General features: G+C 43.9%; 12 protein-coding genes. 8 read left to right on the top strand and 4 right to left on the bottom strand.

Going from position 1 to position 12450, the window contains the following annotated elements; translation table 11 throughout:
- The first annotated feature begins 1 nt into the window (after position 1).
- From gyrA to BK126_RS11625, 4 genes are all read left to right on the top strand, one after another.
- Complete coding sequence (gene gyrA, locus BK126_RS11640) at positions 2–2455, top strand: DNA gyrase subunit A (protein WP_076312828.1); 2454 nt, start codon at positions 2–4, stop codon at positions 2453–2455.
- A 210-nt stretch (positions 2456–2665) separates the two neighbouring features.
- Entirely contained in the window at positions 2666–3097 is a 432-nt protein-coding gene (locus tag BK126_RS11635) for a MarR family winged helix-turn-helix transcriptional regulator (RefSeq protein WP_047911200.1), read from the top strand.
- 203 nt (positions 3098–3300) lie between these two features.
- Positions 3301–3735 (top strand): MarR family winged helix-turn-helix transcriptional regulator, encoded by a 435-nt coding sequence (locus tag BK126_RS11630; protein ID WP_076312827.1) that lies wholly within the window; start codon positions 3301–3303, stop codon positions 3733–3735.
- A 9-nt stretch (positions 3736–3744) separates the two neighbouring features.
- A complete protein-coding gene (locus tag BK126_RS11625; protein ID WP_076313512.1) occupies positions 3745–5259 on the top strand; it encodes a DHA2 family efflux MFS transporter permease subunit in 1515 nt (504 codons plus the stop codon).
- 118 nt (positions 5260–5377) lie between these two features.
- On the opposite strand, the gene BK126_RS11620 is transcribed toward BK126_RS11625, so the two are convergent.
- Together BK126_RS11620 and BK126_RS11615 are read right to left on the bottom strand one after the other, a co-directional pair.
- Positions 5378–6100: an RluA family pseudouridine synthase gene (locus BK126_RS11620; RefSeq protein WP_076312826.1), complete on the bottom strand. Its 723-nt coding sequence runs from the start codon at positions 6098–6100 to the stop codon at positions 5378–5380.
- A gap of 4 nt (positions 6101–6104) precedes the next feature.
- On the bottom strand, positions 6105–6968 hold the full coding sequence (locus BK126_RS11615) for a class I SAM-dependent methyltransferase (RefSeq protein ID WP_076312825.1): 864 nt from the start codon (positions 6966–6968) through the stop codon (positions 6105–6107).
- Between the two features lie 215 nt (positions 6969–7183).
- On the opposite strand from BK126_RS11615, the gene BK126_RS11610 reads away from it, so the two are divergent.
- From BK126_RS11610 to BK126_RS11600, 3 genes are all read left to right on the top strand, one after another.
- The gene (locus tag BK126_RS11610; RefSeq protein WP_143042094.1) at positions 7184–7600 is read left to right on the top strand and encodes a hypothetical protein; all 417 of its coding nucleotides are present in this window, start codon (positions 7184–7186) and stop codon (positions 7598–7600) included.
- Positions 7601–7830: 230 nt separating this feature from the next.
- On the top strand, positions 7831–8283 hold the full coding sequence (locus BK126_RS11605) for a flavodoxin (RefSeq protein ID WP_076312823.1): 453 nt from the start codon (positions 7831–7833) through the stop codon (positions 8281–8283).
- Between the two features lie 78 nt (positions 8284–8361).
- Positions 8362–9093 carry a hypothetical protein gene (locus BK126_RS11600; RefSeq protein ID WP_076312822.1) on the top strand — a complete coding sequence of 244 codons (732 nt, stop codon included), beginning with the start codon at positions 8362–8364 and terminating at the stop codon, positions 9091–9093.
- 11 nt (positions 9094–9104) lie between these two features.
- On the opposite strand, the gene BK126_RS11595 is transcribed toward BK126_RS11600, so the two are convergent.
- The gene (locus BK126_RS11595; RefSeq protein ID WP_076312821.1) at positions 9105–10562 is read right to left on the bottom strand and encodes a 4-hydroxyphenylacetate 3-hydroxylase family protein; all 1458 of its coding nucleotides are present in this window, start codon (positions 10560–10562) and stop codon (positions 9105–9107) included.
- A gap of 191 nt (positions 10563–10753) precedes the next feature.
- Between BK126_RS11595 and BK126_RS11590 the strand changes: the two genes are divergently transcribed.
- A complete protein-coding gene (locus tag BK126_RS11590) occupies positions 10754–11458 on the top strand; it encodes a Crp/Fnr family transcriptional regulator (protein WP_076312820.1) in 705 nt (234 codons plus the stop codon).
- Positions 11459–11548: 90 nt separating this feature from the next.
- On the opposite strand, the gene BK126_RS11585 is transcribed toward BK126_RS11590, so the two are convergent.
- Positions 11549–12343, bottom strand: a complete 795-nt coding sequence (locus tag BK126_RS11585) for a hypothetical protein (RefSeq protein WP_076312819.1) — start codon at positions 12341–12343, stop codon at positions 11549–11551.
- Positions 12344–12450 lie beyond the last annotated feature (107 nt).

Raw genomic sequence — 12450 nt, 5'->3', positions numbered from 1 at the left:
AATGAGTTTATCTGAACAGTTTTTACCAGCATTTCTAGAAGAAGTTGTAGGCGATCGATTCGGTCGTTATTCTAAATACATTATTCAGGATCGGGCGATACCTGATGTGCGTGATGGGCTCAAGCCCGTTCAGCGTCGTATCTTGTATGCCATGTACGATTCAAACAATACGCCTGACAAACCGTACCGCAAATCTGCAAAAACCGTTGGTGATGTGATGGGTAATTATCATCCCCACGGGGATTCCTCCATCTATGAGGGAATGGTGCGTATGGCGCAGCCTTGGAAGATGGGACATGTGCTTATCGATGGACATGGAAACTGGGGTTCTCAGGATGATGATCCAGCGGCAGCAATGCGCTATACCGAAGCACGCTTGTCACCGATTGCAATGGAAATTCTGCGCGACATTGAGAAGCGTACGGTTCTATTTAAAGACAATTTCGATAACACGGCCAAAGAACCGGTCGTTCTCCCATCTCGTTTTCCGAATCTGCTTGTGAACGGGGCAAGCGGGATCTCGTCCGGCTTCGCTACAGAGATTCCAACACATAATTTAAGAGAAGTAATTGACGCGTGTATTGCTGTGATGGAGAAGCCTTCCATCTCTCTTGAAGAAATTATGACCTTTATCAAAGGACCCGACTTTCCAACAGGCGGCATCATTATGGGTGGAAGTGGAATTCTGGACGCCTATCGTACGGGTAAGGGCCGCATCTATATTCGTTCCAAGACGGAAATTGAAAATTTGCGGGGCGGTAAGCAGCAGATCGTCATTACCGAAATTCCTTATCAGGTCGTTAAGTCACGGCTGGTTACTGCGATGGAAACGATTCGCCTGGAGAAGAAGATCGAGGGTATTGCTGAGGTGCGAGATGAGAGCGGGCGTGAAGGCTTGCGTATTGTCGTTGAGCTCAAAAAAGAAGCAGATGCCCAAGGAATTCTTAACTATTTGCTCAAAAAAACCGATCTTCAAGTCACGTATAACTCCAATATGGTGGCGATCGTGAATAAAGCACCTCATCAGCTTGGGCTTAAGCCGATACTTGAAGCTTATATTGCGCATCAGCGTGAGGTTGTCACTCACCGAACGCAATACGATCTCGAGAAAGCCGAGGATCGGGCTCATGTTCTGGAAGGACTTGTCAAAGCGCTTAACATTCTGGATGAAGTTATTGCTGCCATTAAAGCATCCAAGAATCGCCAGGATGCCCAGAACAATCTGGAATGGATGTTTGGCTTTACCGAGCGGCAGGCAGACTCCATTCTTACGTTACAGCTGTATCGTCTAACGAATCTGGAGATCACTACGCTGCAAAAAGAGCTGGATGAGATCCAGAAGAAAGTCGCCGAGCTTCGGAGTATTCTCGAAAGTGATCGGAAGCTCATCAGTATCATTCGAAAGGAGCTTAAGGAGATCCGTGAGAAGTACGGCATAGAACGCCGTTCTGCCATTCAGGAAGAGGTAGAGGAGCTGAAGGTTAACCTTGAGGTTCTGGTCAATTCGGAGGACGTGCTCGTGACGTTGTCCAACGAAGGATACATCAAGCGCACAAGTATGCTTTCCTTTACCCGTTCAGGAGGAGACCGGAGCAGCTCGGGTGTGATTGAAGGTGATGTCATCTCTTCGTATTATGATGTAAATACGCTGGATAATTTGCTTGTGTTTACACAGCGGGGACAATATTACCTTCTGCCAGTCCATCAGGTGCCGGAATTCAAATGGAAGGATCCGGGGACTGCGATCGTTAACGTTATTCCATTATCGAAGGAAGATCGAGTTGTCAGCATCATACCGGTACGCAGCTTCGAGCAAGAAGAGGCAAGTCTCGTCTTCGTAACACGGAGAGGGCAGATCAAGCGTACTGCATTAAAAGATTATGTGACCAAGCGTTCTTCGGCAGTTGCCGCATGCAAGGTCGGTGCAAATGATGAGGTTATCCGTGTTCATCTCAGTACGGGAGGAAGGCACATTCTGCTTATCTCCAAGCTGGGACAAAGTGTAAGATTCCTGGAGGATGAAGTGAACCCAATGGGCCGTGTATCCGGCGGTGTGAAAGGGATACAATTAAAAGACGAGGATGAGCTTGTCACGGCTGTATGGGTTGATGAGGATGAAGGAGAAATCTTTACCATAACGGATCTTGGTTATGGAAAGAGATCCCTTCTGCTTGATTATCCGCTGCAATCCCGCGGCGGTAAAGGTGTTGCCACCTTTGAATTCAAGGAAGGCAAACGTGTCAAGCCGAATGGCAGCCAAATCGTCGCTGCATACCATGTCAAAGAGCCACTGCAGCTGATCGCGTTGACAGAACAAGGCAAAATGCTAGGATTTTCTACAGAATCGGCACCGATCTCTGATAAGAGAAGTACAGGCAAAGCGCTGGTCAGCGTAGAGAAGAATGACTCGATTGTACGGGTCATAGATAATCGGGCGGTTGATTCGACATCCTAAATTATGTCATAAGAGCCTCTGATACGCCAGAAAACGGCATCAGGGGCTTTTTTTGACGTTACAATGCAAAGAATAAGAACCTTCGTCGATACCGGTCGAGTCGCCAAAATGGGGCAGGAATTGCATCAAAAAGAGCGAAATGATTCATCAGCTAAATAGTTAATGACTAAAGCAAGCACTTAATCTCTACAAGAGAGGGGAGAAGAACAGATGCATTCTTCTGAATTCGCTAAACTATGGGCAAGGCTGACGAAGGACTACAAAGCCCATATGGATCAGGCCCTTGCTCCTGCATTAACTGAGGCTCAGCTGACGGTGCTTGAACTGCTATCCGAGCAACCCCGTATGAAGCCGTCCGAATTCATTCCTTATCTGTCTACAACACCTGCAGCTATAACGATGCTGCTCGATCGTATGGAGAAGAATGAGCTTATACTTCGCAGCAGGGACGATCGCGATCGCCGAATTGTATGGGTCACATTAACAGAGAGAGGAAAACAAGAGGCACAGCGCGGAATGATTATCCGTGAAGATTTTATTAGCGGGACACTTGGCAAAATTTCTTCGCATAATCAACAGCTGCTTGTCTACCTGCTGACCAAGATCACTTCCCAAAGCTCCCCAACCAAGCAAACTTCTTGATAAAGATGAATTGGTTTATCCTTCTAATGGGATACGCGCTGCGTATTCCTTTTTTGTTTGGGCAATATAATTGATAAGAAAATAATTACATATAGAAGGTGTTGACTATTTTTTAAAACGGTCTATAATATTACTTTGTACTCCTTATATTTCGTATACGAAATATTTTATAAAATAATTATTTTGTAGCAAAGGTGAGTATCATGCTCGAATACGATGAGATGTATCAGATATTCTCGTCCTTTCGTCAGGTGAACCAGAGCTTTCATCGACTATTCTGGAAACAGGAAGAGGAGATGGAGATTACCCGTATTCAAATGCTGGTATTATCTATCCTAATTGAGCATCCTAACATTGGGTTGGCTGAATTAGCGGAGCTCTGCCATATGGGAAGCAGTACAACGAGCGGTGTCGTTGACCGTCTTGTTAAGGCTGAACTCGTGGAGAGAGACAGATGCCTTCATGATCGGAGGTCTTTGGAGCTTCAGGTTACGGTGAAAGGGAGAGAAGTGCAGAAGAGAGTCTATGAGCTATGGATGTCAAAAGTATCTCATATGATGGATTTACCGAGGGAAGATATCGACAATTTGCTTCGTATTCATTCCTTGATGCTTGAAAAGATGGAGAAAGAGAGATGATTGATTAATATGAGTAGTATTGCTGCAAATCAGTCTGGAAAGACGATCGAATTCAAAAAAGGTCCAATCTTATTTGCGATGCTGCTGGGTGCGTTTGTTGCCTTTTTGAACCAAACATTACTTAACGTTGCTTTGCCTAAAATTATGGAGGACCTCAGCGTAGGTGCAACAACAGTCCAATGGTTATCCACTGGCTTTATGCTTGTAAACGGCGTTTTGATTCCGATTACGGCATATCTGATGGCGAAGTTTACGACTAGACAAATTTTTATTACCGGTATGACTTTATTTACACTAGGTACTTTGCTGTGTGCACTTAGCCCTACCTTTGCTGTCCTTATGACTGGGCGTGTTGTTCAGGCAGCAGGTGCAGGTGTGATCATGCCGTTGTTATCCGTTGTTATCCTTAATATTTTCCCGATTGAACAGCGTGGACGTGCGATGGGGATGATCGGTATTGCCATGATTCTGGCTCCAGCGATCGGCCCTACATTATCTGGATGGGTTGTTCAAACCTTTGACAGCTGGAAATTGCTATTCTACATTATTCTACCAATTGCTGTAATCGCCGTGCTTGTGGGGATAAAGTTTGTAAAAAATGTTACAGAAGTATCCAATCCGACGCTTGATATTACTTCGGTTATTCTATCAACGATCGGTTTTGGCGGACTGTTGTATGGCTTCAGTGATGCCGGCTCTAACGGCTGGAACGATCCGATCGTTATCACTTGCTTGGTTGTGGGTGCGATCTCCTTATTGGTGTTTGTCCTTCGTCAATTCAAGATGGATGTTCCACTGCTCGAGTTCAGAGTGTTCAAGAATTCCATGTACACGCTGAATACAGCGGTTCTGATCGTCGTAACGATGGCGATGTTCTCAGGTATGATTCTCCTGCCGATTTATTTGCAAACGATTCGTGGAATCAGTGCTCTTGATTCCGGGCTGTTGATGCTTCCAGGTGCAATCGTTATGGGTATCATGTCTCCTATTACGGGCTCCTTGTTCGATAAATTTGGAGCAAAATGGCTTAGCATTATCGGTCTGATTATTACGATCATAACAACATGGGAATTCAGCACATTAACGATGGATACGTCTTATACGCAGCTGATTATCGTGTATACGCTCCGGATGTTCGGTATGTCACTTCTCATGATGCCGGTTCAAACCGCTGCCTTGAATGATATACCTCAAAATCTGAATGCTCACGGAACGGTGATGCTAAATACACTGCGTACGGTATTCGGAGCCATCGGAACGGCTATTTTCATCACCATATTCAGTAACCGTACGACTCATTATGTGGAAACGCATATGGCAGATATTAATCCACAGGATCAAGCTGCCATGCTTCAACTAGCAAATGATGCGCAAATCAACGGTATTAACTTCTCGTTTATTATTGCTACAGGGGTTACCGTAGTGGCACTGGTACTCGCCTTCTTTATTAAGAGATCCGTACCGAAGGATGCAAAAGGCGTGGCTATGAAGGTGGCAGAAGTTAGCACTAGTGATAACAAATAATTAGATGAATCAATTTCAATGAATCAGCAGCTAAGAAGTACTATGAAATTGATTTAATAATATAAAAATCCCGATCTGCTTGAATTGCAGATCGGGATTTTTACGTATATGGATAATTTTATACGAAAGGCTGAGTCGCTGCACTTTTATACAAAGGTTCAGGCCATTCGCTCCATGGAAATTTGCGGGGCGGAACGGAAATCAGCTGCACGTGTTCCTTCGTTACGGGATGAGGAAAGCCAACGGACACGGACCAAAGCGCGAGCTGCTGTCCTGGCTTGTTTAATTCCGCTCCATATTTTTGGTCCCCATATAAGGGGCAGCCCATCGCCATGCATTGAACTCGTATCTGGTGCGATCTCCCTGTATGCAGTACTACCTGAACGAGTGACAGCTTGTCTGTCTGTCCCAGCACATAATAATCCAAGATCGCATTCTTGCCGCCAGGCGTACCTTCCGGCACAACAGATACGATGTTTGTCTTCTCGTTCTTCAGCAGTGTATGCGTAAGTCTACCCTGCTTGGCAGGAGGAGTACCGTGAACAACAGCCATATAAGTCTTCTCAAACTTTCGAGTTCTGACCGCATCCGATAGTCTGGATGCAGCTTTTGAAGTTTTAGCAAAGATCATAGCTCCTCCAACAGGTCGATCCAGACGGTGGACGAGGCCAAGATATACATTTCCCGGCTTTGAGAATCGGACTTTAATATCCTCTTTGAGAATGGACAACATATCCCTATCACCGGATGCATCGGCCTGTGTTGGCACATTGACGATTTTTTCGACACCAAGCAGGTGGTTGTCCTCGTATAATATAGATAGCGGCTGTGAATCACTCATCGGATCAAGACTCCCAGCGACCCAAGATTCCACAAGGCAGCATCATATTGGATGCTGTAATCGGAAGCCCGATCTCACCAGATGAAATTTTACCGCCGTATTTATTTTGCATCGTCATCGTTAACATATTAGACAGCACGGTAGGAGAGATTCCTGTTGTATACGAATTAATGAGAACAAACAGGGGGTTATCCGTCAGAATGCCTGTGCATGACTCCAGGAATGGGTAGAGGTTCTGCTCCAGCTTCCAAGTCTCTCCATTCGGTCCACGTCCATAGGATGGAGGATCCATAATGATTGCGTCGTAGCGATTACCGCGGCGATGCTCGCGTTGAACGAATTTGAATACATCGTCTGTTATAAAACGGACAGGCCGGTCGCTAAGTCCTGAGAGCTGTACATTCTCCTTAGCCCATTGAACCATGCCCTTCGCTGCATCAACGTGTACAACGCTGGCACCAGCGTAGGCACTAGCTACAGTGGCACCACCGGTATAAGCGAACAGATTCAATACCGAGATCGGTCTGCCGGCATTTTGAATCTTCTCGATCATCCAGCTCCAGTTCGCTGCTTGTTCGGGAAATAAGCCCGTATGCTTGAAATTGGTTGGCTTAATGTAGAATTTGAGCTCTTCATAAGAGATTGTCCAGCGTTCGGGGATGGGCTTCTTCATATCCCAATTACCTCCGCCGGAGGAGCTGCGATGATAGTGGCCATGGACGTTTCTCCAAGCTCCAGTTTCCTTCTCAAGCGGCCAGATGATCTGCGGATCGGGTCTGCGGAGAATAATATCTCCCCAGCGCTCAAGCTTTTCCCCGCCGCCTGTATCTATGAGTTCATAGTCTTTCCATTGCTGTGATGCGTACATGTAATAATCCATCCTTCAAGTTCATTTTCATCCTAATATTTACGAATTGCTATAATTACAATTAGGTACTATTGTACAACAATTACGTGTTTTCATGCCAGTATTCCCCGTTTTTTGCGTTATATTAGCTTAAGCTTGGAATTCAAGAGGATTTTGATTCATTGGAAATGTGCTTAATCACCTCTTTTGGGGTAAAGTAAAAGAAGGGAGGTTTGATGATGAGTAATAGCAGAACATGGATCGCAGTAACTCTTGTTGCCCTTGGAGTATTCTCTATCCTCTTGTACACCTACTCCTTCGTTGCGATGCAATCCGGATTCGATCTCGGATTTGTGCTATTCGGTGCTGCACCGCTGGCTTACGGCCTGTATGAGCTCTCTTCCATGAAGAAGAGACGGGAGCTTGGCCTTGAAAAGGAGCTTATGAAGCTCGCGATGAAGCATGAGTATTTATTAACGATATCTGAAATATCGCTCTACACGGACCTTCACAGCAAGGAAGCAGAACACATTATAGCCAGCTTGCGAAAAAAGGGACTGGTAAAGATCAAGGTTGCGGAGAATGGAACCTGGGTATATGAATTTGAGCCTTTGCTGACGAAAGAACAAAAAATGACCGCTGAACGCGTATAGATAGTGCTGTGACAAGCCTGTATGAATATAGAACTTAGTATAGAAAGGTTGAGCCGTTTTCTCTTTAGAGAAAGCGGCTTATTTTGTGTCGGAAATTTCATCAGAATACACGATTTTCATTCATTTGTCGCAGGATAGCGGATCAGGCTGTCGTTCATTTACTGTTGACAATGAGAATCATTATCAAATATGATGGTTCCATATCAAAAGTAAATGAGGGATAATTAACGATGGCAAACATCTTAATCGTATATGCAAGTTTAACAGGGAATACAGAGGAAATTGCGGAGCTTATTGCAGAAGGAGTACAGAATGCAGGTCATACAGCTGTACTGAAATCAGCGGAGAATTGTAATGCCGATGAAATGCTGAATTATGATGGCACCATGATCGGTCTATACACCTGGGGAGACGGAGATCTGCCGGATGAGTTCCTTGATTTTTATGATGAGCTGGACGAAGTGGATCTGAGCGGCTATAAAGTAGCCTTGTTTGGAAGCGGAGATACATCATATGACTTGTTCTGCGGCGCGGTAGATACGGCTGAAGCCAAGCTTAAGGAGCGTGGAGCCATTGTTACGGAGCCTTCACTAAAAATAGAGTACAGCCCGCTGGACGAGGAGAAGAAGGACTGCAGGGCGCTGGGTGAGCGTTTTGCCGGAATTTTAGCACATGTATCCTAATTTGTGAAATTGATTCAGATTATAACTAGACAGCGGCATAAATGGAGAAGAGCTTAAGCGAGAAGGAGAGAGATATCAATGGAGAGACCTTCTGAAGCGATACCACATAAGAGGATATTAACAGATTATAAGCTGGAGGAAATGTTATGGTCTGAAAGATCCCTTAACCGACTAAGAAATTTAGCCAAGGGTAAGCAGCAGAGCCTGGAATGGAGACATCGGGTCCAGTATGCTGTCAGTCATACCATTAACGATTACTACAGCTTGACACCGGAGGTTCGCAGAGAAGTACCCATTCAGTATTTGTTAGAGAAAAGATGGCCTAAACATACTACAGATTTTGAATCCAGCGATCATTTTTGGAATGTGAAATGGGGAGTAACCGATGAGCTTGTCCGGCTGCTAACACAGCATACGGAGCTGTTACAGCCTGTCCTGCTGTATGAAGAGCACAAAGCTTATATATCAGACTTACATATGGACCTGTCTGTTATCTTCCAGGTAGCATGGCAGCCTGATCATATGGTGCAGAAAGGGCTCTATATCCAAAAATATATTGTCAATTATCACGAAGAAGTCATTCGGGCATACCAAAACATGATGATTGTATTCTGCCACCATGCTTTTGGATGTATTCCAGAACGAATCGAAGTCAATTGTTTGCTGGACCGGCGCAAGATAACGTTAATCCCGGACGAGCACAGATATGATGAGGCCTTGGATTATGTCAAGCTCGTTACCCCTCTATGTCTGGATACAGTTGGAGCGTCGGATATTCCGCTATACGACGCCCCAAGCAAAGTCAATTAACAGCTCCGAGATCATGTATCTCGATTAGCTAGAAAGTTATGAATCAGCTGGCGATAATCTTCATGATTATCATAGCTGTTGTACATACGAATGTGAACCGTTTGGGCGCTTCCAAAAAAGAAGCGTTCAAATTGACTTTGTCTTCCTCCAAATGGTCCGGCAGTAAGCTCCCATACCAGCCTGAATAATGCAATACGATCCTTGGCCTCCGTTGTGAGGCCTTTTAAATATTGATTCACATATAGACTTGGTTCTGACGAAAGATCATTTTTCATAGGGGACATAATGATGCCGCTGGATCCAAGCAATTGAAGCATATTGATTACTTCAAGATAAAATGGAGGAAACTGAACGCTTGCAGCGAGAAGTGGACTGCTTGAAGGGATCAGGATTCCCTGTTCATCCAGCTCGGCAGAAGTTTCAGAAGCAAGTCTCAGTGCTTTGAAGTTCTCCAGCATGGTCATGATTTTTGAAACATTGGCAACAGAAAGAGGCTCCAGCCCAACATTTTGTTCATCAGCCAAAGTTTCAAATAAACCCAGAAGAAATTCAGTTTTGGCAATGTAACGTGATATAATTTGATGTCCAATATGGGTATGAAAGTGGCCATCATGAAAGAGCCTGAAGCCAAAGGTTTCATCCCCATAATAGAACATGCGGTTATGCGGTACCAGTACCCTGTCAAAAATAACTAGTGTATCCATCTCCTCGAATCTTGAGCTCAGTGGATGATCATAGGATGATTCTGATGCATGACTTTCACGGCAAATAAAGGTCATTCCTTCAAGAGTATTTGGAACGGCAAAAGCAAATGCATAAGGGTTCACTTCATCCTCAGGAGCAAGAGAAGGGGTAGGGAAGACAATCATCTCGTCACAGGTTGGTCCTTGCGTTGCCATCATAAAGGCTCCGCTGACGATGTAACCTTCCTCGGTAATATCTTCAACTTTTGCAGCGATGGAATCCTCGAACTGATCGATTTGACCGGACCATTTGCTAGCAGGAGGCTGAATAAAGGCGTGGGATAAAGTAATGTCGTGATCTCTGCAATAGGCATAGTAATCTCTTAAGTTTTGAGCAAATGCGGGGTTATGCTCCTCCAGCGTATGTGCGGCAGTATAGAAGGACATCATCGCTGTATTCATGTAATCCGGTGATCTTCCAAGAAAACCATGATGCTCCCTTGACCATAGCTCAATCATCTTTCTTCGTTTCTGCAAATCTTCCAAGCTGCTTGGCGGTAGATACGATAGACCTACGGACTCACCCGTGTCTGGAGATAAATAAGTCATTTGATCTTTATATTTGTCATCACACTGCATGTCATACAACTTGGCCTGCGTTTGTATGAGTCCACTAAATACGGGATGCTTAGATAATGGACCATTAACTCGTTCGCCATTATACCATAAGTTAATGTGTTGGCGATCGATTCGTTCAATGTACTGTTTACCGTTTTTGATAGGCACATCGCTCACCTCTTTGGGTACTGTTCACTCATGCGTCCCGATTTTATTTTTAGCATAATGTACGGGAGAACGAGTTCATAAGTACCTTGTACCTGGGCTTCTAGCCGAAGAAAGGGCGTTTGCCTGCATGATTAACAAAAATTGTATGGTAATCGTTAATCTACATATATAACGAGAGGAGCTTCTTGAATTTGAAACTTTTGCATAATGAAGATTTGCTAATGAGATTTATCCAAACATATGAGCTGGATATACTGCTGAACACTGTAAATATTCACGATATGAAGCTGTATGAGCTTATGCATGGAGATCGGGTGTGCTCGAGCGGCGACGATATCGACCATTTATTCTTCCTGGTACAGGGCAGGCTTAAAGTCTATACGACCATGTCAAATGGAAAGTCTCTTGCCCTCCGGTTCAATGATCCACTCAGCTTGATAGGAGATGTGGAGCTGGTGACGAAGAATAAGGCGAGTACGACAGTAGAATGTGTAAGACCCGCCATTTTGATTGGAATCAGCTATTCAGCTCTTAATCAGCATTACATCACTCAGCCTGCATTTCTGCATTTCCTGCTGGAGCATATGTGCTACAAGCTGACGAGTCTGAATCGTTCGAGCAGTGTTAATTTGCTATATCCATTAGATAAGAAATTTGCGGGGTATTTGACCTCTATGATGTTGGATTCAGAGACGGGGGTTGTCCTGAATAAAATATCCAGCCGCAGCTTGAACGGAATTGCGGACTTGCTTGGTACAAGCTATCGCCATTTAAATAGAGTGGTCAAACAATTTACGGAGATCGGCATCTTGGAGCGCAGGCGAGGGGAGCTTATACTGTTGGATGAACAGAAGTTGAGGGATATGGCACCTGATGATTTATATTTAAAGCGATAGCACAAGCATCAAAATAAAGATGACAGCATTTCGCTGTCATCTTGAATCAATCATTCTATGGTTAATAATAATATAGCTTAATAATATAGCTTAATAAAATGGCTGATTAAAGCATGCGGTTAATTGAGAAACGGAAGCATTTTTACGCAAAGACTCAAATAAATGGATGGCCTTTTTGAAATAATTGTCATTATTAAGTCTGTCAGCTGCCCATAATGTATAGACCGCTGTACACAGCGCCTCAGAATGCTGATCGTTCAGCTGTTCATACTGAGCAAGCAAATATTGATACGATAAATATTGGGAAGCCATATTACGTTCTGCATAATAATCATAGCTGTTGATATTTTGCTTAAACCGCAATAACTGTCGATCAATACAGTAACCATGTTCAATGGCAGATTCAAGCAGGATCGAGAGACCGATTAGCAATGCATTACCTGAATAATTCTCAAGATAAGCTTCATATTCGGGCAGTTTGCTCATATTTCCACGCAATATTTCAAGTGTTAACAAGTGAGCGGCAGCAAATGATTTGAATTTCTCAATTACGGCTTCACCCGCCTTCGTACCATCACTAAGCCAGCTCAATTCCGAATAATAAGAAATATATTTGATCGACTCAGAGTATTGTTTTAGCTTTTGATAAGATAAGCTCGACATTAAGTGACTATAGGCAAAATAGTAGATGATATGCTTGTTGTATACATTGGTGGGACCATTTCGATGTACAATATCAAAATGTACCAGTTCAGCAGCATGTAACAAAGCTTGAGATAAAGTAATGACTTCCTCCCAGTCCTCATGTGCGCAGCTTACTTCGATACTTTTAATAAGTGAATCCATATTGTTAGCTCTAACAAGTATATCAGGATCTACAACCATACTCACCTTCTCCTCAGTCTCACAAATTTACTTTATTTTACATATAGGTATACCAAAGGTCAATATATTCGTGAAAATTGTTAGTTAATAAGATTAGAAAAATGTAA

Origin of the sequence: Paenibacillus sp. FSL H7-0326 (genome assembly GCF_001955535.1) — a bacterium.
Classification (GTDB): domain Bacteria; phylum Bacillota; class Bacilli; order Paenibacillales; family Paenibacillaceae; genus Paenibacillus; species Paenibacillus shunpengii.
The sequence above is the reverse complement of the archived record's forward strand: the minus strand, read 5'-3'. Positions and strand labels throughout refer to the sequence as shown.